Annotated in this window: 22 protein-coding genes and 1 pseudogene; 6 read left to right on the top strand and 17 right to left on the bottom strand. The window is 64.8% G+C overall.

The window, feature by feature from the left end; genetic code table 11:
• Positions 1-192 precede the first annotated feature (192 nt).
• Positions 193-459, bottom strand: coding sequence for a hypothetical protein (locus tag AC630_RS05860; protein WP_074117576.1), 267 nt, complete (start codon positions 457-459; stop codon positions 193-195).
• A 472-nt stretch (positions 460-931) separates the two neighbouring features.
• On the opposite strand from AC630_RS05860, the gene AC630_RS05865 reads away from it, so the two are divergent.
• The 5 genes from AC630_RS05865 to AC630_RS05885 all read left to right on the top strand — a co-directional run bounded on the left by AC630_RS05865 (position 932) and on the right by AC630_RS05885 (position 5,622).
• Positions 932-1,981 carry a LysR family transcriptional regulator gene (locus AC630_RS05865; RefSeq protein WP_074117577.1) on the top strand — a complete coding sequence of 350 codons (1,050 nt, stop codon included), beginning with the start codon at positions 932-934 and terminating at the stop codon, positions 1,979-1,981.
• Positions 1,982-2,007: 26 nt separating this feature from the next.
• Positions 2,008-2,379: a helix-turn-helix domain-containing protein gene (locus AC630_RS05870; protein ID WP_027558475.1), complete on the top strand. Its 372-nt coding sequence runs from the start codon at positions 2,008-2,010 to the stop codon at positions 2,377-2,379.
• Positions 2,380-2,762: 383 nt separating this feature from the next.
• Positions 2,763-4,112, top strand: coding sequence for a L,D-transpeptidase family protein (locus tag AC630_RS05875; protein WP_074117613.1), 1,350 nt, complete (start codon positions 2,763-2,765; stop codon positions 4,110-4,112).
• Between the two features lie 213 nt (positions 4,113-4,325).
• Positions 4,326-5,147, top strand: coding sequence for an enoyl-CoA hydratase (locus AC630_RS05880; protein WP_074117578.1), 822 nt, complete (start codon positions 4,326-4,328; stop codon positions 5,145-5,147).
• Between the two features lie 190 nt (positions 5,148-5,337).
• Entirely contained in the window at positions 5,338-5,622 is a 285-nt protein-coding gene (locus AC630_RS05885) for a hypothetical protein (protein WP_074117579.1), read from the top strand.
• 44 nt (positions 5,623-5,666) lie between these two features.
• Here the strand turns inward: AC630_RS05885 and AC630_RS05890 are convergent, their stop codons facing one another.
• From AC630_RS05890 to AC630_RS05905, 4 genes and pseudogenes are all read right to left on the bottom strand, one after another.
• Positions 5,667-6,746 (bottom strand): isocitrate/isopropylmalate dehydrogenase family protein, encoded by a 1,080-nt coding sequence (locus AC630_RS05890; protein ID WP_074117614.1) that lies wholly within the window; start codon positions 6,744-6,746, stop codon positions 5,667-5,669.
• A gap of 130 nt (positions 6,747-6,876) precedes the next feature.
• Positions 6,877-7,944, bottom strand: a complete 1,068-nt coding sequence (locus AC630_RS05895) for an alcohol dehydrogenase (protein WP_074117580.1) — start codon at positions 7,942-7,944, stop codon at positions 6,877-6,879.
• Between the two features lie 80 nt (positions 7,945-8,024).
• A pseudogene (locus tag AC630_RS05900) lies at positions 8,025-8,594 on the bottom strand (oligopeptide/dipeptide ABC transporter ATP-binding protein); the annotation flags it as partial.
• A gap of 115 nt (positions 8,595-8,709) precedes the next feature.
• On the bottom strand, positions 8,710-9,906 hold the full coding sequence (locus AC630_RS05905) for a CaiB/BaiF CoA transferase family protein (RefSeq protein ID WP_074117581.1): 1,197 nt from the start codon (positions 9,904-9,906) through the stop codon (positions 8,710-8,712).
• Positions 9,907-10,110: 204 nt separating this feature from the next.
• On the opposite strand from AC630_RS05905, the gene glgA reads away from it, so the two are divergent.
• On the top strand, positions 10,111-11,526 hold the full coding sequence (glgA, locus tag AC630_RS05910) for a glycogen synthase GlgA (protein WP_074117582.1): 1,416 nt from the start codon (positions 10,111-10,113) through the stop codon (positions 11,524-11,526).
• Between the two features lie 315 nt (positions 11,527-11,841).
• On the opposite strand, the gene AC630_RS05915 is transcribed toward glgA, so the two are convergent.
• From AC630_RS05915 to AC630_RS05970, 12 genes are all read right to left on the bottom strand, one after another.
• Positions 11,842-12,792, bottom strand: a complete 951-nt coding sequence (locus AC630_RS05915; protein ID WP_074117583.1) for an oxygenase MpaB family protein — start codon at positions 12,790-12,792, stop codon at positions 11,842-11,844.
• Positions 12,793-12,872: 80 nt separating this feature from the next.
• Entirely contained in the window at positions 12,873-14,006 is a 1,134-nt protein-coding gene (locus AC630_RS05920) for a DUF3734 domain-containing protein (protein ID WP_074117584.1), read from the bottom strand.
• Between the two features lie 144 nt (positions 14,007-14,150).
• Positions 14,151-14,318: a cbb3-type cytochrome oxidase assembly protein CcoS gene (gene ccoS / locus AC630_RS05925; RefSeq protein ID WP_074117585.1), complete on the bottom strand. Its 168-nt coding sequence runs from the start codon at positions 14,316-14,318 to the stop codon at positions 14,151-14,153.
• Positions 14,318-16,510, bottom strand: a complete 2,193-nt coding sequence (locus AC630_RS05930; RefSeq protein WP_074117586.1) for a cation-translocating P-type ATPase — start codon at positions 16,508-16,510, stop codon at positions 14,318-14,320. The genes ccoS and AC630_RS05930 overlap by 1 nt, the downstream gene beginning before the upstream one ends.
• Before the next feature lie 11 nt (positions 16,511-16,521).
• The gene (locus tag AC630_RS05935) at positions 16,522-17,007 is read right to left on the bottom strand and encodes a FixH family protein (RefSeq protein ID WP_074117587.1); all 486 of its coding nucleotides are present in this window, start codon (positions 17,005-17,007) and stop codon (positions 16,522-16,524) included.
• 15 nt (positions 17,008-17,022) lie between these two features.
• Positions 17,023-18,486: a cytochrome c oxidase accessory protein CcoG gene (gene ccoG / locus AC630_RS05940; protein ID WP_074117588.1), complete on the bottom strand. Its 1,464-nt coding sequence runs from the start codon at positions 18,484-18,486 to the stop codon at positions 17,023-17,025.
• 112 nt (positions 18,487-18,598) lie between these two features.
• On the bottom strand, positions 18,599-19,474 hold the full coding sequence (gene ccoP / locus AC630_RS05945; RefSeq protein WP_074117589.1) for a cytochrome-c oxidase, cbb3-type subunit III: 876 nt from the start codon (positions 19,472-19,474) through the stop codon (positions 18,599-18,601).
• Positions 19,475-19,480: 6 nt separating this feature from the next.
• Positions 19,481-19,645 (bottom strand): CcoQ/FixQ family Cbb3-type cytochrome c oxidase assembly chaperone, encoded by a 165-nt coding sequence (locus tag AC630_RS05950; RefSeq protein WP_015687703.1) that lies wholly within the window; start codon positions 19,643-19,645, stop codon positions 19,481-19,483.
• 13 nt (positions 19,646-19,658) lie between these two features.
• The gene (gene ccoO / locus AC630_RS05955; protein ID WP_074117590.1) at positions 19,659-20,393 is read right to left on the bottom strand and encodes a cytochrome-c oxidase, cbb3-type subunit II; all 735 of its coding nucleotides are present in this window, start codon (positions 20,391-20,393) and stop codon (positions 19,659-19,661) included.
• A gap of 11 nt (positions 20,394-20,404) precedes the next feature.
• Entirely contained in the window at positions 20,405-22,054 is a 1,650-nt protein-coding gene (gene ccoN, locus AC630_RS05960; RefSeq protein ID WP_074117591.1) for a cytochrome-c oxidase, cbb3-type subunit I, read from the bottom strand.
• A 212-nt stretch (positions 22,055-22,266) separates the two neighbouring features.
• On the bottom strand, positions 22,267-22,692 hold the full coding sequence (locus AC630_RS05965) for a CBS domain-containing protein (protein WP_074117592.1): 426 nt from the start codon (positions 22,690-22,692) through the stop codon (positions 22,267-22,269).
• 38 nt (positions 22,693-22,730) lie between these two features.
• A complete protein-coding gene (locus AC630_RS05970) occupies positions 22,731-23,564 on the bottom strand; it encodes a universal stress protein (protein ID WP_074117593.1) in 834 nt (277 codons plus the stop codon).
• Positions 23,565-23,580: the final 16 nt, after the last annotated feature.

The raw sequence follows: 23,580 nt of genomic DNA on the forward strand, positions 1-23,580 counted from the left end.
CCATCTCGGGCGCCGGTAAGCGCGCGGGGATTGCGCGCGGCCCGGAGCCGAACCGGCTCTGGTGTAGCCGATGCATGAGAATGCGCAACAGAGGCGCACAAAACCAAGGCTCCTCCCGATGCCGTCTGCGATCACAGATGCGGCATCGGGACGCGCACAAATCTCGCCAAAAAGCGAGGCTCGGCGGCGCGGCTACTTCACCACGCGGAGCAGCGGACGCCGGGGCTGGTCCTGCGTCTGCTTGGAGGGGGACTGCGGTTCGCTCACGGCGCGCCGCAGCATTTCGTCGCACAGTGCCTTGAGATCGGCATCGTCTATCCCTTTGAGCTTCATCCGCACGTCGAGGATGACGATGGACAGCAGTTCGGCCGACTCACGGTTGTTGATCTCGTTGAGGACCTTGCGGCACCCCTCGAGCGTCTCAAGCACCGACTGCAACTGTTCGTCTGAATGCGACACCGGCGTTCTTTCCGTTAATTCGGCCTGTGAGACGTGTTTGTGGTGATCCCCTCGGCCCCCATGGAGGGCTCAGGATAGCACGAGGCCATTGCGCCTCTGAACATCATTTCAGCGTGTTTCTGCGTTGAAACCAGGGTTCCGGCGACGACACGACATCGGCTCTTTTCGAAACGGACGGGGTTAGAACGCGTGGCGCGCTGAGATTGATCCGCTCCAAAAGACGGCGCCGGCTCAAGCGCAAGGACGTCGACTGCGGACAGCGCCGACAATCCCGCAGCCATTTTACGGCTCGCAACGGAACTCACGCGACACCCCTCATCCAGGCGATGGTCCGCCCGATTCCCAACCTTGGCGGCATTTAGATACCACCCACGAGACAGCAAGGATGGCGTTCAAAACTCGCCGATCCCCAACCCGCCGTGGTTGTGGTTTGCGCCAGATTCTGCCAGTTTAGCGCCCCGAAGGGACTTGTATGCACTCCTTGGCGGAAAGAGGCGTTCCACTGGAGGAACGCCCAAAGACAAATATCAGCGGCCTCTCCGATTGGGATGCGGCCCGTATCTTTTTGGAAGTCGTCCGCTGCGGCAGTTTCCGCTCGGCGGCCGAGCGCCTGTCCCTGTCGATCAACGCTGTCCGCCGCCGGATCGATGATTTCGAGCGCCAGACCGGCACCACCCTGTTCACCCGTGACGTCCACGGCACGCATCTGACCGACGAGGGCGCGCTGGTGGTCTCCGCCGTCGAGCAGATGGAGGCCGCCGCCTTCGACGTCCTGCGCGCCAGCGATTCCACGGCCAATGCGCTGTCGGGCGAGGTCCGCGTCGCCGTGACCGAGGGACTCGGAACGTTCTGGCTCGCCCCGCGCCTGGTCGAATTCCAGCAGGCCTATCCCAAGATCCTGGTCGACCTGCACTGCGCGATGCGCTCGGCTGACGTCTCCCGCCACGAGGCCGACGTCGCCATCCACCTGTCGCGGCCCTCGGCGCTCGACGTCAAGCTGGTGCGGCTCGGCCGCATGCATCTGATGTTCTGGGCCTCGAAGCAGTATGTCGAGAAACATGGCGCGCCGCAGTCGGCGGCCGAATTGATCAAGCACCGCCTCGTGCTGCAATTCGCCGACCAGCTCGCCGCCAAGGAAACCTTTGAGAGCTTTTTCCCGGGCGTTCCGGAACGTGACCTTCTGGTCATGAAGACCAACGTCTCGAGCGCCAACTACTGGGCTGTCGCGAACGGCGCCGGGATAGGCGTATTCCCGAGCTACGCGATTGCGCTTGGCGGGAAGCTGATTCCACTGGAGGTCGAGTTGAACCGACCGCTGGATATCTGGTTGTCCTACCACCCGGGTAGCGGCCGGATTCCACGCGTGCGGCACATGATTGACTGGCTCATCGACGCTTTCAATCCGGCCCGCTTCCCGTGGTTTAAGGAAGAGTTCGTGCATCCGCATGAATTCAAGGACTCGTATATGGGCGAACCCCTGACCCAGCTCTTCGGGGGATTTTCAACCGAAGAACAACGGTGAGAAGTATGAAAGCAGCGGCGAAGAGAATGAAGCAGCGCAGTGCCGGCAAGCCCGACATTGAGCTTGGCAAACGAATCCGTTTGCGGCGTGTCGAGATGAAGATCTCGCAGGCCGAGCTGGGCGAGAAGCTCGGCGTCAGCTTCCAGCAGGTCCAGAAATACGAGAAGGGCGTCAATCGCGTCGGCGCGGCTCGGCTTCAGCAGATCGCCTCCGCCCTCGATGTGCCGGTGACCTTCTTCTATGACGGAGACAACAAGGCGCGCGAAGTCGAGAGCCTGCTCTTCCTCGACTCGGCCTTCAGCCTCCGCCTGCTGCGCGCCTACAGCAAGATCAAGGATCAGACGGTGCAGCGTCAGCTCGTCTCGCTGATGGAATCGATCGCAGCGAACGAAGGCTGAGCCGATCGGCGCCCTGGCCCTTGCGGCCAATGTTCAATCCACCGCGTCACGGGGGCGCGGCCGGGTTGAACGAGAGCTACTGGATCAGATCTGGGCCCGCGCGCTTTCCGCGCGTGTCCTTCGGTTGTCGGGGTGGCTTGGCCGCCCCTTTTTTTTGGCCATTTGCCCGCGATTTTCGCGAACCCATCCCGGCCCTGTCGCGACCCAATCGAAAGCCTCCGCGCCGGACGCGCGGAGTTTTTGATTCGCCGTGCTTAATGGGACCTCAACCCTGATGCGTTAAATTCCCGGCGATTTTATCGATCGGCGCATCCGGCACGGCGGCCGGGAATTGCCAATGCGGGTGCCCGTCCGGGCCTTGTCCTCATGGGAAAATGGGTCACATGTCGAAGCGTCACGCGATGATCGTTGCCATTGGCCTGTTCGCCAGCGCCTCCGCGCTCGCGCAGAGCGAGACCACAGGCCAGGCCGGCCCGAAGCCGGCGACCGCTGCCGGGACAGTGCCGGCTGCCGCCAATCCGGCCCACTCGGCTGCGCCGAAGGCTGCCGCGTCCTCGCCCGCTTCGACGGCGGAGAGCCGCTCGGCCGCGGCGCTCGCGATGACGCACGAGCCGACCTTTGACGAGGGCTCGGCCCAGCGCATCAAGGACGCCGCGCTCAGCTATTCGGACCTTGCGGTGCGCGGCGGCTGGCCGACGATCCCGGCGGATGCCAGATTTGCGCTCGGCGTCCAGGGCGCCAATGACGATCTGCTGCGCAAACGGCTGATCGTTTCCGGCGATCTCGCCGCCGACAAGGCGAGCGGCGCCTTCGACCAGGATCTCGCGGACGCGGTGAAGCGCTTCCAGGCCCGCCACGGGCTGGCGCCGACCGGAATGATGACGCCGCGCACGCTCGCCGCGATGAACGTGCCGGTGCAGAAGCGTATCCGGCAACTGGAGGCTTCGCTGGAGCGACTCGAGAACATGAATTTCGGCTTCGGCCAGCGCTATGTTGTGGTCAACATTCCCGCCGCCTTTGCCGAAGCGGTCGAGAACGACGTGGTGGTGCGGCGCTATCGCGTCATCGTCGGCAAGACCGAAAAGCCCTCCCCGACGCTGACGGCCCAGATCACCAGCGTCGTGCTAAATCCGACCTGGACGGTGCCGTCCTCGATCGCCAAGACCGAGATCTCCGCGCATATGCGCAAGGATCCGACCTACCTGTCGCGCATGCACATGGAGGTGCTAGACGCCCACGACAATCCGATCGATCCGCATTCGGTCGACTGGTCGGGCATGCACACGCCGAACTTCACCGTGCGCCAGCAGAACGGCACCTTCAACGCGCTCGGCGCGGTGAAGATCGACATGCCGAACTCCTACTCGGTCTACATGCACGACACCAACCAGCGCAATCTGTTCAGCGACGACTACCGCTTCGATTCCCACGGCTGCTCGCGCGTCGACAACGTGCGCGATCTCGCGGCGTGGCTGTTGAAGGATCAGCCAAAGTGGAGCCGCGCCGCGATCGACGCGGAAATCGCCACCGGCCAGCATCTCGAAGTCGCCATGGCGAAGAAGGTGCCGGTGGCTTGGATCTATCTCACAGCGTGGATGACCAGGGACCAGACCGTCCAGTTCCGCAACGACGTCTATAACCAGGACGAGCAGTTGCTGGAGGCGACCGCCGAAGAAGCGGCCTTCTTCGGCAATGCCGCCAACCATCCCCTCACCGCGCACATGACGCGCTAGAGCCCGTTCCGATGGAATCGGAACGCGGCTCCAGATTCTTGTTTTGACGCGTTTTCTTTTACGCGAACCGGTATCCACTTCGCTCGAAAACGCTCTGGGCGGCGCCATGCAATCGCGGCACAGGCGGATGCAAAGCCGCGTCCCTCGCCGCGGTTGACCCGGGCCTCGCCCCGGCGGCACATTGCGCGCTCGCCAACGACAAGCGAGCGCGCGATGCCCGACATTTCCAGCACCACCGAAACTGCCTACGCCGAGGGCAATATCCTCAAGCACACCGCCGACGGCGTCGGCGTGATCACCTTCAACAATCCCGACAAGCGCAACGCGATGTCGCTGGAGATGTGGGAGGGATTTGGCGAGGCGCTGACGAGCTTGCGCGACGACGAGAAGGTGCGCGTCGTGATCCTGCGCGGCGCCGGCGGCAAGGCGTTCGTCTCGGGCGCCGACATCAGCCAGTTCGAGAAGGTCAGGCACAATGCAGCCGCTTCCGAGGAATATGCAAGGCGCAGCGCCGCCCAGCGCGCGCTGCTTGCCGACTACCCAAAGCCGACCATCGCCTGCATCCAGGGCTTTTGTCTCGGCGGCGGCATGCAGGTCGCGATGCTCACCGATATCCGCATCGCCTCGCATGGCAGTGCGTTTGGAATCCCCGCGGCGAAACTCGGCATCGCCTATGGCTATGACGGCTTGCGGCATCTGGTGTCGTTGGTCGGACCGTCCTGGGCGCGGCTTCTGATGTACACGGGCATGCGCATCGATTCCGCCGAGGCGCTGCGCATCGGCCTCGTCGAGCGCGTGATCCCGGACGATCAGCTCTGGGGCGAGACCATGGCGATTGCCGAGACGATCTCGCAGAATGCCCCGCTCGCGATCAAGGCCGCCAAGATCACCATCGCGCAGGTGCTGAAGGACGAGAGCAAGCGCGACATGGAGGCGATCAAGGCGATCGGCCACGCCTGCATGGACAGTGCGGATTTCCGCGAGGGCCGGCAGGCCTTCATGGAGAAGCGCGCGCCGCAGTTTAGCGGACGGTAAGTATCCGTCATTTGCGAGCCAACGGGGCCGCGCTTTGCGCGGACCCGTTGGCTCGCAAATGACGATGTAGAGAGATCGTTCGCTGCGTGAACAGGCATTCAGGAAGATTAAATTCCTCAGTCGCCTGCACCGCGATAGCAACCAAATTGATCTGCCGCAGGTTCTCCCGCTATCAAAGAGGGAGATTGCGATGAAACTCAAGTTCGCTGCTCTTGGTCTGGCTGCCTTGGGCGGCGCGGCGCTCGCTTCTAGCCAGGCGCTCGCGGCGATGCCGAATGGCATTCCGCAGGCCGATCGCGTCGCAAGCGGCCCGGCCGCAAACATCGATCAGGTCCGCATGGTCTGTAATGCGTGGGGCCGTTGCTGGTGGCGTCCAAACTTCTACGGCGCCTATGGCTATTACGGCGGCCCGCGTCACTTCTATGGCGGCCCGCGCCCGTGGGGCTGGGGCCATCGCCACTGGCGTCGCTGGTGAAGGACGAAGGGGCCGCGCGGCCCCTTTTTCTGTTGAGCGTTTGACTAAAGCGCCGCAAGCACCGCTTTCGCGATGTCGGCCGTGCCATTGCTGCCGCCGAATTCCATCGGCTTGATGCCGCCGGCATAGACCTGATCCACCGCGCGCTCGATCGTCTCGCCGGCCTCGGCCGCGCTCTCGACACCGTGTTTGTCGGCCAGCCAGTCCAGCATCATCGCGGCGGACAGGATCATGCCGGTGGGATTCGCCTTGCCCTGCCCCATGATGTCGGGCGCGGTGCCGTGGCAGGGCTGGAACACGGCGTAGCGGTCGCCGATGTCGGCCGACGGCGCCATGCCCATACCGCCGATCAGGCCGGCGGTAAGATCGGAGAGAATGTCGCCGAACATGTTCTCCATCACCATGACGTCGAAATCCCAGGGACGCTTGACCAGCATCGCCGAGCAGGCATCGACATACAGGCGATCGGCCTTCACGCCGGGGTGGCGCTTGGCCGCCTCGTCGAACATCTCGCGGAAGAAGGCGAAAGCCTTGAACACGTTCGCCTTGTCAACACAGGTGAGCGCACCCGGCTTGCCCCGCGACTTGCGCCGTTCGGCGAGCCGGAAGGAGAATTCGAACAGCCGCTCGGAGGTCTTGCGCGTGATGACCAGCGTCTCGCGCGCATCCTCATGGGTGACGATGCCCTTGCCCATCGAGGCGAACAGGCCTTCGGTCGACTCGCGGATCACGACAAGGTCGATGCCGCGCGCGTCGGCGCCGACGATCGGGCTGGGCACGCCCGGGATGAGGCGCGCCGGCCGCACGCCGGCATAGAGATCGAAGTGAAAGCGCAGCTCGACCTGCGGCATGATTTCGGTGTTGTCGGGATAACGCACCGACGGCAGGCCGCAGGCGCCCAGCAGGATGGCGTCGGCCTCCTCGCACAATTTGATCGTCGAATCCGGCATCGACTTGCCGGTGGCGAGATAATTGTTGGCACCGGCGGGCGCCTCGGTGAAGCGGAAGCTCAAGCCGGATTTCTGTTCGATCTTGCGCAACACCTCGAGCGCAGGCGCCATGACCTCTGGACCGATGCCGTCACCGGCGAGCACGGCAATGTGGAAGGCGTTATTTGCGGACACGGCGGGTTTCCTACTCTCTCCACCGTCATGGCCGGGCTTGTCCCGGCCATCCACGTCCGGCCACGGAAAGGGCATCGAGACGTGGATGCCCGGGTCAAGCCCGGGCATGACAAGAAACAAACAGCAGACGTTACGGCATCAACACCGTCCGCCCGACCACCGTGCCCTGCTGCAATTGCACGAGCGCGTCGTTGGCCTTGGCGAGCGGCTGACGCGTCACCGGGATCGGCGGAACGTTCTTGGCGCGGACGAGATCGAGCAACTCCTGCGTCTCGCGCAGGTTTCCGACATAGCTGCCCTGGATCGTCACCGCCTTGATCGGGATCAGCGGCAGGGCCCAGGTCGCGCCGCCGCCGAACAGGCCGACGATGACGAGCTTGCCGCCCTTGGTCAGGCAGTCGAATCCAAGCTGCGTCGTCGCGGCGTTGCCGACGAGATCGATCACGGCGCGGATCGGTCCGCCCGCTTTCTTGGCGAGCTGCTCAAGCGCATCCGGCGCCTTGGGATCGACGGTCGCGAGCGCGCCGGCCTTCTCCGCGGCTTCGCGCTTCTTGGCGTCGATGTCGACCATGATCGCGCCCTTGCCACCCATTGCCTTGAGCAGCGACAACGCCATCAGGCCGAGGCCGCCGGCGCCGAACATCACGATCGGCGTGTCGAAATGCTGCTCGACCTTCTTCAGCGCGCTGTAGGTGGTGACACCCGAGCAGGCGTAGGGCGCGGTCGTCGCGGGATCGAGGCCCCTGAGGTTGAGCAGGTAGCGCGGATGCGGCACCAGCATGTGGTCCGAATAGCCACCATCGCAATAGACGCCCAGCGAGCGCGGCGTCAGGCACATGTTCTCGTCACCGCCAAGGCAGGTGGCGCATTTGCCGCAGCCGATCCAGGGATAGACGAGGCCGACGTCACCGAGCTTGAGATCGCCCTGGTCGGTCGGTTTCACGTCGGAGCCGAACGCAAGGATCTCGCCGACAGTCTCGTGGCCCATGGTCAGCGGCAGATTGATGCCGCGATCCTTTAGCGATAGCGGCTTGCGGCCGTGGCCGAGATCGTAGCCGCCTTCCCAGATGTGGAGGTCGCTGTGGCAGACGCCGGCTGCCTTCACCTTGATCAGCACCTGCGTGCCCGACGGCTGGGGCGTGGCCTCGTCGAACTCCTTCAGCGGCGCCTTGAAATCGGCGACCTTGAAACTCTTCATGGCGTCCTCCCGCATACTTCTCTCTGTCGCGCCACCATGCCATGGCCGGCGAGACGAGACAAACCCGGAGCTGTCTTAGTTTAGGCCAGTGGATGGTGGCAAGCCACGAACTGGCCCGGCGCGACCTCGCGCAACTCCGGTATCTCCGCGCTGCATCGCTGGTCCGCCCGCGGGCAGCGGGTACGAAAACGGCACCCTGACGGCGGCGCAATCGGCGATGGCGGCTCGCCGGTCGCCACACTCTCGGCGGGACGCACATCCGGATCGGGCACCGGGATCGCCTGCAACAGCAGCCCGGTATAGGGATGCGCGGGTTTCGCGAACAATTGCTCCGATGGCCCGACCTCGCAGAGCCGTCCCAGATACATCACGGCGACGCGGTCGCTGACCGCTTTCACCACCGCAAGATCATGCGCGATGAACAGCAGCGTCAGGCCGAAACGCGCCTTCATCTCCTCCAGCAGGTTGAGGATTTGCGCGCGGATGGAGACGTCGAGCGCCGAGACCGGCTCGTCGCAGACGATGAATTCGGGATTGAGGACGAGCGACCGCGCGATGCAGATGCGCTGGCACTGGCCGCCGGAGAACTCGTGCGGCAAGCGGCCGGACACCATCTCAGGATCGAGCCCGACCGCGCCGAGCACCTCTTCCCTCGTCCGATGTTTCGGATCGATGAATGACTCGGGCGAGATTGGCGACAAATGCTCGCCACGGCAAGAGGAACACACGAGAGATCAAATGCCGCATGCGAGCGGCGGAATCTGCTCAGCTCGTCGCGGCCGTTTTGCCTGACGGAATGGCCGCGGCATTGCCTAGGCCGATCTCGTCGCGCAGCGCATCCGTGTGCTCGCCGAGCACGGCCATCGTCTTGCCGGGCGTAGTGTCGGCGCCCGACAGGCGGAACGGCAAGTTGAGGACCTGGAAGGAACCGCCTTCGTCCTCCACAGACGAGAGCGCCTGGCGATGCGCGAGTTGCGGATCGGCCAGCGCCTCGGACACGGTGCGATAGGCCGAGGCCGGCACACCGGCGGCGCCGAGCGCGACGAGACATGCATCGGTCGTGAGCTGCCGTGACCAGGCTTCGACCCCGTCCATCATGTCAGCCCAGTTGTCGCGCCGCGCGGCGTAGGCTGAGAAGCGCGCATCGGAGATCCATTCGGGGCGACCGATCACGCCCATCAATCCTTGAAACGTCTTCTCGCTGGCGACCGTGATCATGACGTAGCCGTTGGCCGTCTCGGTCGGCCCGAACATCGGGCGCGGCGGCGGCTTCACCGCAAATTGCGAGCTCTGCAATTCGATCACCGTCAATGTCAGCATCGATTCCAGCATCGAGACGTCGATGTGCTGGCCAAGGCCGGTCACGGTGCGCTGATAGAGCGCAGATGCAATCGCGCCGAAGCCGTAGGTGCCGCTGACGACGTCGGCGTGGTAGATGCCGCAATAATCGGGGCGGTTGCGGCCGGGCTGGTAGGCGAGATGCGCCATGTCATAGCCGGAGGCCGCGTGGATCACGGGTGCATAAGCTGGCAGCTCGGCCGAGGGGCCGCTCTGGCCGTAGCCCGAGATCGAGCAATAGATCAGCTTCGGGTTGAGCGGACGCAGGCTGTCGTAGTCGAGCCGCAGGCGGTGCATCACGCCAGGGCGGAAGTTCTCGACCAGGATGTCGGCGGTCGCGGCCAGCCGGCGCACCGCCTCCTTGCCGTCCTCGGACTTGAGGTCGAGCACGACGCTCTTCTTGCCGACATTGAGCTGGCCGAAAACGGTGCTGCATCCCTTGCGCAGTGGCGGCCGGGTCCGCATCGTCTCGCCGCCGTCGGTCTCGATCTTGATGACCTCGGCGCCCATGTCGGCGAGCATCCGCGCACAGTGGGGACCGGCAATAGTGGTCGAGAAATCCAGCACCCGCAGGCCCGCGAAGGCCTTTGTCGTCGTCCCCTCATGCTTATCTGCTAGCTGCATGCTTGCTGCGTCCTTGCCGTGTCCTCGGGTCCCTCGGGAACTGTCGATGTTCCCTCTTCTTGGTGCGCCGACCCTAGATGGCGGCGGCTGAGTAGGAAAGTCTTTACCGAACGGACCCGACTCGCGGAGGGGCTTGAGAATTCCAGGGGCAACTGGACCCGTTTTTGCATAGCAGCAAGCGGGATCGGAAGAGGGCAATCGTTCTTGAGGGTCTTGTTCGTCACAACCGAGATGGACGATTACGTCCGCGTTGGCGGGCTCGGCGCCGTTTCAGCTGCCCTTCCCAGAGCCCTTCGCCCTCTCGCCGATATCCGGGTCATGCTGCCCGGCTATCGCGACATCATCGAACAACTCACGCATATTCAGATCGTTGGCCGTTGCCCGGCGTTGGCGGAGATGCCGGCCTGCTCGCTCGGACGGGCCGCGACCAAGGACGGCCTGCCGGTCTATGTGCTGTTGTGTTCACAACTCTACGACCGGCCCGGCAACCCCTATGGCGACGAGTCCGGGCGCGACTGGCCCGACAACGACATCCGCTTCGCGCGCTTTGCCTCGGCAGCCGCTGAGCTTGCCGCGGGCAAGCTGGACAAGAATTGGGCAGCGGACCTGGTCCATGCCAATGACTGGCAGGCCTCGCTCGTGCCGGCTTACCTCGCCTGGCGCGGCGCCAGGCTGCCGTCGATCCTGACCATCCACAACCTCGCCTATCAGGGCCTCTTCCCGAAGGCCTCGTTGCGGCGGATCGGCGTACCGGAGAGCTCCTTCCATATCGACGGCGTCGAGTTCTACGACCAGCTCTCCTTCCTCAAGGCCGGGCTGGTCTACGCCTCGCACCTCACCACCGTCAGCGGCACCTATGCGCGGGAGATCACCACGTCCGAATTCGGCTGCGGCCTGGAAGGCTTGTTGCGCCTGCGCTCCGACGCGTCCGAACTCACCGGCATCCTCAATGGCATCGACGAGAGCTGGGACCCGCGCTCCTGCGCGAAGCTCGCCCAGCAATTCGGCGCCGGTGACTGGGTCGGCAAGAAGGCCAATGCGGATTACGTGCGCAAGCAGTTCGGACTTGCGGTATCGCGAGGCCCGATGTTCGGCATCGTCGCCCGCCTCGTGCACCAGAAGGGCATCGACCTCGTGCTGTCGGCGGCCGACGAGATCATCGAGTCCGGCGGACAGATCGTGGTTACCGGCTCCGGCGAGCCCGCGCTCGAGCAGGCACTGATCGATGCGCATCGCCGCCGCCCCGACGCCATCGGGGTCGCGATCGGCTTCAATGACGCCCAGGCGAGGCGCATCTTCGCCGGCAGCGACTTCACCCTGATGCCGTCGCGCTTCGAGCCGTGCGGCCTCAGCCAGATGTACGCCCAGCGCTTCGGCTCGCTGCCGATCGGCCACCAGACCGGCGGGCTCGCGGAGACCATCACGGACGGCGAAACCGGCTTCCTGTTCTCAAAGCCCTCGCACGAATCCTTCCTCGGCGGCGTCCGGCGGGCGTTCTCGACCTTCATGGCGCAGGACCGGCTCGACTCCATGCGCCGCAGCGCCATGGGACGATCGTTCTCCTGGAGCATCTCGGCCGGCAGCTATAGCGCGCTGTACCGCAAGCTCGCGGCGGTGTGAGGCGTCGCGGACTTCTCCGTCATTGCGAGCGCAGCGAAGCAATCCAGACTGCCTCCGCGGAAAGATTCTGGATGGCTTCGCTGCGCTCGCAATGACGATGCGGAGAGAGAGTGCGCCTCACTCTCCTCTCGTGCCCCGGACGCAGCGCAGCGTCTCTTCGACGGTGCGCTGCTGAGCCGGGGCCCATGTCGCAGGGGAGTCCGTGGCCTCTGGGTCCCGGCTCTGCGCCGCAACGCCGTCAGCGCGTTCACGCGCGTCTTCGACGCGCTATGCGCGTTGCAGCTTGTCCGGGACAAGAGTCAGAGGTCTTGGACCTCACTCCCTCCCCCGCACGTCCATCTGCGGCCGTCCGATCCAGGCCCTGTTGAGGCAGCGGGTCATCCAATCGGGTTGCAGCTCGCCCCGCAGCCGCGCCTGCGCTTCCTGGTAGGGACCGACGTAGCGCAGCCTGTGTGGCAATTTTGGATAGACGCGCCTTATCCATTTCAGCGCCTTGTCGGCAGACTTGGTGTCGCGCTCGTCGAGCTCAAAACCGAAGCCCGAGCGCAAGCGCTCGGGCAGCAGGCTGGCGGTAAGCGCGCGGTACCATCGGGGTGGCCGCAACCACGGACGCGCGCCATCAAAAATCTGCGCGGCGACCTCGCGTGCCGCCGCGCTGACAGTCAACGTGTCCGACTGCGCCATCGCCGTGGCGTAGGCCGCAAAGCCGGCCCAGTCCGCCGGCAGGTCGTCCGCCGTCAATCCAAACAAGGCGCCGAACATTCGGCTCTCGGTCCAATAGCGCTCGCGCTCCTCCGCCGAGAGCGGCGGCAGGACCAGATCATGCGCCATGAGCGCGGTGTCGGACAGCGTCGCGTGAACCCAGCGCAGCGCCGCGATGTCGTTGGCACAATAGCGCGAGCCCGCCGCGAAGGGACCCACGGTCTCGGGCATCCGGCCTGATATCATGCCGTGGCGCCGGTGCAGCTGCCGGGACGACAGCAGCGCCCGGTCGAGCGAGCCGAACACCATGGCAAAGACGATGTCGAAGGTGCGATGGAAGCGGCCGATCGGATCGGCAAGGGTCCGCGAGTGCTCGGCGATGGCGGCAGCGACCCAAGGATGCGCAAGTTGAAGCAACAACGCGCGGCCGGCGCCGAGAAAGATGACAGCTTCCCGGTCGATCTGCCAGGTTACCGAGGACGGACCGAACACGCCGGCGACCGGTCCCGCCGCGTTTGCCCGGACCCTGTCGAGGATAGTTTCAAGATCGTTCTCGGACACCACTTGCAGGGCCTTTCGACTGCAGACGCCTACGATCCGCAAGGCCTGTGGCAATTCGATGAAATGAACGACGGCTTGTGGCGCTATTCCGCGGCCATCGGCATCTCGTCCAGATGCTCGTGCAGCACCACGCCCGATAGCGGATCGAATTCACCGATCCACGGCGCGCGCGCCAGCACCGACCGGGTATGCGCGTAGCCGGCGGCCCAGCGCTGCATGATGCCCGACGGGCTGAAGTCGATGTCTTTGGTATAGGTCTCGCGATCGAGCCGCGGTGCCAGCAACCGCACCACGTGCATGCGCGTCGAACAGCCATAGCTGATCAAGTCCCTCACCGCGGGATCATCGCGCTCGCTCTCGGGCAACCGTGCCGCAAGCTGGTTGATGACGTGGCGCAGCCGATGGGCCTGCTGCTGGCGCTCGATCTGGCTCGCGATCCGGCTGGAATACTGCACGTCCTTGTGCCGGGTCAGGACCTCCCCCATCGTCGTCGGCTCCGCGCCGACGGGATTCCACAGATGCACGGAGAAGATCAGCGAATCCTTGCGCGGATTGTCGTCGAACACGGCTTCCGTCGGCGAGTTCGACAGTATGCCGCCGTCCCAATAGAGCTCGCCATCGATACGCACCGCCGGGAAGGCCGGCGGCAGCGCGCCCGAGGCCATGACGTGCTTCACCGTCAGCTCACCGTCGCGGCTGTCGAAATAGCGCATCTGGCTGGAGCCGACATGTGCCGCACCGACCGTGAGACGCGGCGAGCAGCGATTGGCAAGGCCGAAATCGACGAGCTCGCACAGCGTGTCCTCCAGCGGCGCAGTCGAATAGTAGCCGGTCCGATCGGCGCCGAGCGGATAGGAATCGCCGGCATGCGCCAGCAGATTGGGCCGGAAGAAGCCGGCAATGCCGTTGGTGACGATCGACCAATAGGCCAGCTTGTCGTCGAAGCCGAGAACACCGGTGCGCAGAGTCCAGACCGGATTTTGCTCCATCCGCTTCCAGAACTCCTTCAGGCGCGCGAGCCGGTTCTCCGCTGCGTTGCCAGCGATCAGACTCGCATTGATGGCCCCGATCGAGGTCCCGATGACCCAGTCCGGCTCGATGCCCGCCTCGTGCAGGGCCTGGTAGACGCCCGCTTGATACGAGCCGAGCGCGCCGCCGCCTTGCAGCACCAACACGATTTGTCCAGGCAGGTCCTTGGACCTGCACCCCCCCGGCATTTCCCTGCATGCTCGTCGCACTCCTGCTCCAGAGAGCTTGCCTGTCTCTTCTTCGCAAAATCCTCCAACATTGTTACGCCCGGCGACCGTCAGCCGTCCAGCAACCGTCGTCCGGAAGGGGGTGACCGCGGAACCGGCGGAGCGTTAACGCTTGGCCGGGGCCTCCTGTGGCGGATCGTCGTCAGCGATGGCACGCCAGGCGGCGCCGTCGAGATCGTCGTACTGGCCGCTTCGGAGCGACCAGAGGAAGGCCACGAGGCCGGCAAGACCGAGCATGAGCGCCAGCGGTACCAGGATGACCAGGATCTCCATCACACGATCTCCCGCGAGGCGCTGCGTGCGCGCAGCGAATTCAGCATGACCAGGATCGAGGACCCGCTCATGGCAGCCGCAGCAATCAGGGGCGTCACGACGCCGCTGATCGCGACCGGCACGGCGAGGACGTTATAGCCGATCGCAAGCCAAAGATTTTGCCGCATCAGGTGCAGCGCCTTGCGCGCGGAGTCGATGGCGGCCACGACCGGCGCCAGCGGCCGGCCGAGGAAGACGAGATCGGCGGTGGCCTGGCTGAGGTGGGCGGCCGAGATCGGCGACATCGAGACATGAGCCGCCGCCAGCGATGGCGCATCGTTCATGCCGTCGCCGACCATCAGCACTTTTGCGCCGCGCCGCTTCAACTCCTCGATCCGCGCGATCTTGTCGGCCGGCGTGACACCGGCGCGCCATTCGGCGATGCCCAGCGCATGGGCCGCGGCTATCACCGCGGGCTCGCGATCGCCGGAGAGGATCTCCATGCCGATGTTGCGCGCCTTCAGCGCCGCGATCACGGCCTGGGCATCCGGGCGCAGGCCCTGCCGCACCGAGAGAATGAATTTGTCGCCACCCTTGCTGAAGGCCACGATGGAGGCCTCGGGATCGAAACCGGTCGTGTCGGCGACCAGCGCCTCGGCGCCGCAGAAGGACGCACGGCCAAGACGGATCTCAACGCCATCGACCGTCGCGCGCACGCCCTGCCCGGCCTCCTCGACTGCGCCGACGATCGGCGATCTGGCGCCGGCGGCCTGCGCGACCGCCGCGGCCACCGGATGATGGCTCGACAGCGCGAGCCGGCCGGCGAGCTCGAAGATATCGGCGGGAATGTCGGCCGCGTTCATCACTTCGAGATCGGGCAGCGTCAGCGTGCCGGTCTTGTCGAAGATGACGTGGTCCGCTTCGGCCAGCCGCTCGATCGCATCGCCGGAATTGAGCAGAACGCCGGACTTGAACATCGCGCCCGAGGCCACCGTCTGCACGGTCGGGATCGCAAGGCCGAGCGCGCAGGGACAGGTGATGATCAGCACGGCAACGCCGGTGACCATCGCATCGTGCCAGCCCGCGCCGGCGATGACCCAGCCGATGATGGTGAGCAGCGCGGTCGCATGCACGACAGGCGCGTACAGCCGCGAGGCGCGGTCGGCGAGCCGCATGTAGCGCGAGCGCGCCTGCAACGCGTTGTCGAGCAGCCGCGTGATCTCCGCGAGCAGCGTCGCCTCCGACGCCGCCGAGACCCGCACCCGCAGCGTGCCCGAGATGCTCATCGATCCGGCATAGACCGGCGTGCCGTGCTCGGCCGTGACATAGAGCGTCTCACCGGTGATCAGGCTCTGGTCGATCTCGGAGCGTCCCTCGATCACAGTGCCGTCGACCGCGCAGCGCTCGCCGGGCCGCAGCAACACGATGTCGCCGGGATGGATCGCCGCCACCGGCACCTGCGAGATCTCGTCAGGCCCGATGAACTTCGCCGCCGTCTCCGCCTTCAGCGCCGCGAGATTGCCCGCGACAGCGCGGGTCCGCCGCCGCATGTTCTGGTCGAGGAAGCGGCCCACCAGCAGGAAGGTGAGCAGCATGATCGCGGCGTCGAAATAGGCGTGCTCGGCGTGATGGATGGTCTCGACCACGGACATGCCGAGCGCGAGGATCACACCGATCGAGATCGGGACGTCCATGTTGGTGGTCTTGGCCGACAGCGCGCGCCAGGCCGAGCGGAAAAACGGCTGGCCGGCATAGGCCGCCGCCGGTAGCGCGATCAGCGCCGACAGCCAGTGGAAGAAGTCGCGCTGCTCGGGCAGCATGTCCGAGACGTTGCCCGACCACACCGGGATCGACAGCATCATCACGTTCATGGTCGCGAACGCGGCGACGCCGAGGCAGCGCAGCAAGAAGCGCGATTCGGCGACCTCGGTCTCTTCCGCGCTCTCGGTCTCGAATGGATAGGCCTTGTAGCCGAGCTCCTCGAGCCGATCGATGAAGCGGGCCGGGTCGAGCGTGCCCTGCTTCCATTCCAGCGCAACGCGGCGGTCGGTGAGGTTCACGCGCGCCAGCGTGACGTCGGGAATGGCGGACAGGCCGCGTTCGATCTTGGCCATGCAGCCGGCGCAGTGAACGCCCTCGACCGCGAGATCGATGTGCTGGACACCCTCGCCCGCAGTCCGGACGTAATGCGAAAAGTCCCGCGTGACCTGCATGACGAAATCCCTCAGTTCAGGATCACGCGGTTGCGCGACAGGAAGACGCGCGTCCCGCGCGCTTCGCCTTCGATCACCAGATCCCACTGGCCTGACGCAACGGTCGCGGCGGTGCCGCGATAGACGCCGATGCCGGCTTCAGTGAGCTCAACCGGGAGATCGGCGCGCTTGTCGGTCGGCCGCTCGAGGCGTCCGCCGAACTTCAAGCCCGTCACCGGCCGGCCGGCCGCGTCGCGCGCCTCGACCTGAAGCGCGGCACCTCCGTCGGCGCGGCGTTCGATATGGGCGTTGACCTGCCATTTGCGCGCGGCCTGGTCGTGCGCCGCCGAGATCTCACGGTCATAGGTGAGACCTGCGGCATAGGGGCTATCGACGTCGGTGCCGGGCAACGTCGCGATCGCGAGCTTCATCATGGTCACGTTGACGCCGATGACGACGCCGAAGAAGGCGACCAGCATCAGGAAGACCTTGGTTCCGGTCAGTGGCTTGGATGCCATGGCAGTCTCCTGGTCTTACGGCGAGACGAAATTGTCGGTCGTGGAAGCGGCCTCGCCAAGCCCGATATCGGTGACGTGGAAGCGGACCGGGATCGACTTCTCCGGATTGCTCTCCGCCGGCGCGGTGACGAGCAGGCGCAGCTCGCTGGTCGCGTCGCGCGGGATCACGATCATCGGCCGGTCCGGCGTCACCGAATCGACGCCGACGACATGGATCGTCGCGTTGACCGGGCCGTCCGCGTCGATCGCGATGACGCGATCATAGCCGCTCTTGTTCAACAGCCGGACCGTGTAGGCGTTGCGGATCGAGCCGTCGCTGAGCTTGACCGCGACCGGATTGCGGTCGTGCAGCACGTTGACGTCGAGCAGACTGCGCATCGCCAGCGTGTACAGCATGATGCCGCCGACAGCCGCGATGATGGCGCTATAGACAATGGTGCGGGGCCGCACGATCCGGTAGATCGGCGCCTTGCCTTCCTGGCGGCGCTGGATGTTGATGTCGTTGTCATAGCCGATCAGTCGGGTCGGCCGGCCGATCTTCGTCATGACGTTGTCGCAGGCGTCGATGCAGAGCCCGCACTGGATACATTCGAGCTGCGGCCCGTTGCGGATGTCGATGCCGGTCGGGCAGACCGCGACGCATTGGTAGCAATCGACGCAGTCGCCGACATGCTCGCCGAGCGCGCGCAGCTCGGCCGCCTTCTTGACTGACGTACGCTTCTCGCCGCGATCGTAACGGTAGGTGACGTTGAGCGCCCACTCGTCGGTGAGCGCCGCCTGGATGCGCGGCCACGGGCACATATAGGTGCAGACCTGCTCGCGCATGTAGCCGGCGAGCACATAGGTCGTCGCGGTGAGGATGCCGATCCAGATATAGGCGACCATCGGCGCCTGGAAGGTCAGGAGCTCCTTCACCAGCGTCGGGGCGTCACTGAAATAGAGCACCCAGGCGCCGCCGGTCCACCACGCGATCATGAGCCAGATCGAGTGCTTGAGCGCGATCTCGAAGACGCGCCGCGGCGTCAAACCGGATGACTTGTCTTTCTTCATCCGCTCGCGGCGGTCGCCCTCGACGAACCGCTCGACGGCGTAGAACAGGTCGGTCCACACCGTCTGCGGGCAGAGATAGCCGCACCAGATGCGGCCGCCGACGGAGTTCATCAGGAACAGCGCCACGGCAGCCACGATCAACAGGCCGGTGAAATAGTAGACCTCCTGCGGCCACAGCTCGATGAAGAAGAAGTAGAAGCGGCTGTTGGGGAGATCGATCAGCACCGCCTGGCTGGGGGCGCCGAGGCCACGATTCCAGCGCACGAACGGCAGGAAGTAGTAGACGCCGAGACAGAACGCCATCAGGCCCCATTTGATCCGGCGGAAGGTGCCGGAGGTGCTCTGGGGATAGACCTTCTTGTGGGCTGCGTAGAGCGGCCCGTAGTCGTCGTCCGATGTGAGTTCGTTCGGGTTCACGGTCTTGTTCATCGCTTGGAATTTCTCGAAAAGGTGCGATTAAACCTTAGACCCGACGCCGCCGCGTCAGTTGATCCAGCTCAAGCGGGGGCACTTTTGTTCGCCCCCGCTTGCATCCAGTCGGCTATTTTCCACCGCCCAGCGAGTGGACGTACACCGCCATCGCCTTGATGGTGGCCGGGTCGAGCCGCCCTTCCCAGGCCGGCATCACGCCCGCGCGGCCCTGGCTGATGGTCTCGATCAGGGTCGCCTCGTCAGAGCCATAGAGCCAGATCTTGTCGGTCAGGTTCGGCGCGCCCATCTCCTGGTTGCCCTTGCCGCCGTCGCCGTGGCAGGCGACGCAGTTCTCGGTGAAGATCTTCTCGCCCTTGGCCGCGTCGTAGCCGTTGCGGGTCGGAAGACCCGACAGCGACCGCACGTAATTAGCCACCGTGACGATCTCGTCCGGCTTCAGGACGCCGTCCTTGCCGAAGGCGAGCATCTGGCCCTCATGCGTCTTGGCGTGGCCGGAGCGCGCGCCGAACTGGATGGTCTGCATGATCTGCTCGAGCGTGCCGCCCCACAGCCAGTCGTCGTCGTTCAGGTTCGGGAAGCCCTTCGCGCCTGCACCGCCGCTGCCGTGGCACGGCGCGCAATTGTCGCCGAACACGGTCCTGCCCTTGGCACGGGCGAGCGCCAGCAGGGCCGGGTCCTTCTCGATGTCGGCGAGAGGTGCCGCCGCCAACGCCGCCATCTTCTCACCGCGGAGCGTCTCGAGATTGGCGAGCTCCACCGCGAGGCTGGCGCGCGTCGAGTAGCCGAGCAGCCCGGTCGTATGGCTCGAGATCAGCGGCCAGGCCGGATAGACGATCCAGTAGCCGATCGACCAGATGATGGTGAGGTAGAAGCTGATCACCCACCAGCGCGGCAGCGGCGTGTTGAGCTCCTTGATGCCGTCCCACTGATGTCCGGTCGTGGACTTGCCGGAGACGGAATCGATGTCGCTATGATGATCGGTCATGATCTCTTACTCCTCCCGCAACGGCAGGTGTGCTGCTTCATCGAAAGCGGCCTTGTTGCGAGGCCAAAATGCGTAGGCGATGATCGCGAGAAAGATCGCGACGAACACCGGCGTCCAGATCGTGGTCACGAGGCCAGACGCGAGATTGTCGAGTGTCAGGATGGCTTTCATCGTTCATGCCTTCTCAGCGAAGATTGGCTTTCTCGTTGTAGATCTTGAAGTCGACCAGCGTGCCGAGCATCTGCAGGTAGGCGATCAGCGCGTCCATCTCGGTCGGCGTGCCGGTCTTGCCGTCGAAATTGCGCACCGCCGCCTTGGCGTAGCGCTTGCTGAAGGCATCGGTGCCGGCATTGTCCGGATCGGCCTGAGCCTTCAGGTCGGCGGCCGCGTTCGCGATCTGGTCGTCGGTGTAGGGCACGCCGACAGCCCTCTGCGTGCGCATGTGGTCGGCGATCGTGTCCGGATCGACTTCATTGTGGGCCAGGAACGAATAGCCCGGCATGACCGACTGCGGCACGATCGCGCGCGGGTTGGTCAGATGGGTAACGTGCCAGTCGTCGGAATATTTGGCGCCAACGCGGGCAAGGTCGGGTCCGGTGCGCTTCGAGCCCCACTGGAACGGGTGGTCGTACATGCTCTCGGCGGCGAGCGAGAAGTGGCCGTAGCGCTCGACCTCGTCGCGCAAGGGACGGATCATCTGCGAATGGCAGAGATAGCAGCCTTCGCGGACGTAGATATTGCGGCCTGCGAGCTCCAGCGGCGTATACGGCCTGACGCCGTCGACTGCCTCGATCGTGCTCTTGAGGTAGAACAGCGGCGTGATCTCGACGAGACCGCCGATCGAGATCACCAGCAGGATGCCGACGATCAGGATGATCGAGTTCTTTTCGAAGACTTGGTGGCGTGTCCAGAACGACATGGTGGAGCTCCTCATTCCGCCGGCTGAAGAGCGACGGGCATCTGGACTTCCGCCTCGCCGACGCGAACGGTCATCCAGAGATTGTAGGCCATGATCAGCGAGCCGATCAGGAACAGCGCGCCGCCGGCGGCACGGATGATGTAGAAGGGATGCATCGCCTCGACGGTCTCGATGAAGGAATATTCGAGGAAGCCGAGCGAGGTGTAGGCACGCCACATCAGGCCCTGGAGGATGCCGGACACCCACATCGCCGAGATGTAGAGAACGATGCCGAGCGTGGCGATCCAGAAGTGCCAGTTGACGAGCTTGAGGCTGTAGAGGCCCTTCCGATTCCAGGCCCACGGCACCATGCAGTAGAGCGCGCCGAAGGACACGAACCCGACCCAGCCGAGCGCGCCGGAATGCACGTGGCCGATGGTCCAGTCGGTGTAGTGGCTGAGCGAGTTGACCACCTTGATCGACATCATCGGGCCTTCGAAGGTCGACATGCCGTAGAAGGCGACGGAGACGACGAGCATGCGCAGCACGGGGTCAGTGCGCAGCTTGTCCCAGGCGCCCGACAGCGTCATCAGGCCGTTGATCATGCCGCCCCAGGAGGGCATCCACAGCATGATCGAGAAGGTCATGCCTAGCGTCTGCGTCCAGTCGGGCAGCGCCGTGTAGTGCAGATGGTGCGGGCCGGCCCAGATGTAGAGGAAGATCAGCGCCCAGAAGTGGATGATCGACAGCCGGTAGGAATAGATCGGCCGCTCGGCGCGCTTCGGGATGAAATAGTACATGATGGCAAGGAAGCCGGCGGTCAGGAAGAAGCCGACCGCGTTATGGCCGTACCACCACTGGAACATGGCGTCCTGGATGCCGCCCCAGGCGACGTAGGACTTCGAGCCGAACACAGAGACGGGCAGCGCCGGGTTGTTGCCGAGATGCAGGACCGCGATCGTCACGATAAAGGCGAGATAGAACCAGTTCGCGACGAAGATATGCGGTTCCTTGCGCTTGATGATGGTGGCGAGGAAGACGAGGAGGTAAGCGACCCAGACGATGGTCAGCCACAGGTCGGCGTACCATTCCGGCTCGGCATATTCCTTGGACTGGGTGACGCCGAGCAGATAGCCGGTGCCGGCGACCAGGATGAAGAAGTTGTAGCCGATCACGACGAACCAGGGCGCGAGATCGCCGGCAAGGCGCACGCGGCACGACTTCTGCACCACATAGAAGGACGAGGCGATCAGCACGTTGCCGCCGAAGGCGAAGATCACCGCGGAGGTGTGCAGCGGACGCAGGCGGCCGAAGCTGGTCCATTGCAGATCGAGGTTCAGCGCGGGCCAGGCCAGCTGCGAGGCGATGATGAGACCAACGAGGAATCCGGCAATGCCCCAGAACATCGCCATGAAGGAGGAGAACTTGATCGGGCCCATATTGTAGTTGGGGCGTCCGTTGATCTCCGCCGGCGCCAGCTCCGGCGGGCGATCGAAGTAGCGGTTGACGATGCAGAACACCGCAGCCAGGCTCGCCAACGCGCTGAGCCCGGCATGGAAGGCGAAGGGCCCGTCGAGCGCCTTGGCCGCGGCGATTACGCAGAGGAAGGCGGTGACTGCGAACACGACAGCCAGGCCGCTTTCACCGATGGTCATGGATTTTGAGTTGGAGGGCTGGCTCATGCGGATTCTCTCTGAAAGAACACGGGGCCAGAAACCACATTCACCCTCGCGGGGAATTGATTGAAATCAAGACAGATGGATTTCTGTTAATCCGAGCAAGCCGGCCATGAGACAAAAAAATCAAATACTTGCGTGGCCCATTGCACTACGCAAATGATCACCACCTCCGTGAAATCACGGAGGTGGAAATCCCGTCTGCCAGAGATATCCCGTCAGTCGCGCGCGGTCGCCTTGAGCGCCGCGATGACGTCCTCGCGGGCGATGATTCCGACCAGCTTCTGCGCACCGTCGAGCACGATGATGCTCCTGATGCGGTGCTCGACCATGATCTGGAGCACCCGCGTCAGCCGCGTGTCGGGGCTGACATAGATGAACTCGGGCGTCATGACGTCACGGATCTTGCGGCCCATCAGGTCGTGATAGCGCGGCAACATCTGGCTTGGCGTGAAGGCGAAGCACTTCAGGATGTCGAATTTGGTGACGATGCCGACGACCTGCCCGTCGTCCTCGACAGGATAGCTGTTGAAGTCGTCGCGCTCGAACATCTCGCTGAGCTCGAGCACGTCGTGGTCAGGCTTCACCGTCCTGACGTTGCGCGTCATGTAGCCGTCGACGGTCTGCTCAAGAAATCTGTACACGGCGCGTCCTCCTCGCTTCGCTTTTTGGCCGGTGGCAGTCAGTGCGACAGCAGCACGCAGCGGGCGGATTGAGTGACCAGATACTGGGTGACGCCTCCGAGGATCAACTCGCGAAACCTCGAATGCCCATAGGCCCCCGCAACGATCAGGCCGGCCCCGACGTCGCTTGCGATCTTGTCCAATTGCGCGCCGGCGGTTTCGTTCCGCACGGGCTTCGCGGCGCGCGCAGTCGCGGTCACGCCGTGGCGGGCGAGCCAGGCGGCAACGTCGGAGACACCTGCCATCACGGCCGAAGGGTCGTCGTCCCGCTCCGGGATCTCGACGATAGTGACCTCCCTCGCCTTGCGCAGCATCGGCAGCGCGTCCGCCACCGCGCGCCGCGATTCCGGCGTGTCCTTCCACGCCACCAGCACGCTGCGCAGATCGAGCCAGTTGACCCGGTCGGGGACGACCAGAAGCGGGCGGCCCGTCTGCATCACCAGATCCTTGGGGCTTGCGAGCGCAAAAGCGTCGGAGAAGGCCGGGCTGTGCCCGCCGCTGACAACGATATCGGCGCAGCGCGCCTGCGCCAGCACGAATCGCGCCGGAAAATCCATGGCGCTGCGCCACTCCGCGCGTCCGCCGAATGCCTTCGTGGCGGCGCGGAATTGCGTCTCCAGATCGCCAAGCCGCCGCTTGACCGAAGCCTCGCCCTGATCGATCAGCCCCTGGGCCTCGGCGCCATCGGTGAAATAAAGCGGGGGCGCGAACTGTGCCGCGGCGACCCCGACGATGGCCGCCTCGAACCGTTGGGCGAGTCCGCCTGCGATCTGAAGGCGCGAATCGTTGGGCTGATCGAGCGCCAGGCTGACCATCACGGTCGCATATGACATCGGGATTCTCCGGGGC

The organism is Bradyrhizobium sp. AS23.2 (assembly GCF_001908185.1).
Lineage (GTDB): Bacteria > Pseudomonadota > Alphaproteobacteria > Rhizobiales > Xanthobacteraceae > Bradyrhizobium.

Bases quoted from the DNA above. Each gene is read 5' to 3' on its own strand.
- AC630_RS05865 (WP_074117577.1), top strand. From the start codon at position 932: ATGCACTCCTTGGCGGAAAGAGGCGTTCCACTGGAGGAACGCCCAAAG.
- AC630_RS05870 (WP_027558475.1), top strand. From the start codon at position 2,008: ATGAAGCAGCGCAGTGCCGGCAAGCCCGACATTGAGCTTGGCAAACGA.
- AC630_RS05875 (WP_074117613.1), top strand. From the start codon at position 2,763: ATGTCGAAGCGTCACGCGATGATCGTTGCCATTGGCCTGTTCGCCAGC.
- AC630_RS05880 (WP_074117578.1), top strand. From the start codon at position 4,326: ATGCCCGACATTTCCAGCACCACCGAAACTGCCTACGCCGAGGGCAAT.
- AC630_RS05885 (WP_074117579.1), top strand. From the start codon at position 5,338: ATGAAACTCAAGTTCGCTGCTCTTGGTCTGGCTGCCTTGGGCGGCGCG.
- AC630_RS05895 (WP_074117580.1), bottom strand. From the start codon at position 7,944: ATGAAGAGTTTCAAGGTCGCCGATTTCAAGGCGCCGCTGAAGGAGTTC.
- AC630_RS05905 (WP_074117581.1), bottom strand. From the start codon at position 9,906: ATGCAGCTAGCAGATAAGCATGAGGGGACGACGACAAAGGCCTTCGCG.
- AC630_RS05920 (WP_074117584.1), bottom strand. From the start codon at position 14,006: ATGCCGGGGGGGTGCAGGTCCAAGGACCTGCCTGGACAAATCGTGTTG.
- ccoS (WP_074117585.1), bottom strand. From the start codon at position 14,318: ATGGAGATCCTGGTCATCCTGGTACCGCTGGCGCTCATGCTCGGTCTT.
- AC630_RS05930 (WP_074117586.1), bottom strand. From the start codon at position 16,510: ATGCAGGTCACGCGGGACTTTTCGCATTACGTCCGGACTGCGGGCGAG.
- AC630_RS05935 (WP_074117587.1), bottom strand. From the start codon at position 17,007: ATGGCATCCAAGCCACTGACCGGAACCAAGGTCTTCCTGATGCTGGTC.
- ccoG (WP_074117588.1), bottom strand. From the start codon at position 18,486: ATGAACAAGACCGTGAACCCGAACGAACTCACATCGGACGACGACTAC.
- ccoP (WP_074117589.1), bottom strand. From the start codon at position 19,474: ATGACCGATCATCATAGCGACATCGATTCCGTCTCCGGCAAGTCCACG.
- AC630_RS05950 (WP_015687703.1), bottom strand. From the start codon at position 19,645: ATGAAAGCCATCCTGACACTCGACAATCTCGCGTCTGGCCTCGTGACC.
- ccoO (WP_074117590.1), bottom strand. From the start codon at position 20,393: ATGTCGTTCTGGACACGCCACCAAGTCTTCGAAAAGAACTCGATCATC.
- ccoN (WP_074117591.1), bottom strand. From the start codon at position 22,054: ATGAGCCAGCCCTCCAACTCAAAATCCATGACCATCGGTGAAAGCGGC.
- AC630_RS05970 (WP_074117593.1), bottom strand. From the start codon at position 23,564: ATGTCATATGCGACCGTGATGGTCAGCCTGGCGCTCGATCAGCCCAAC.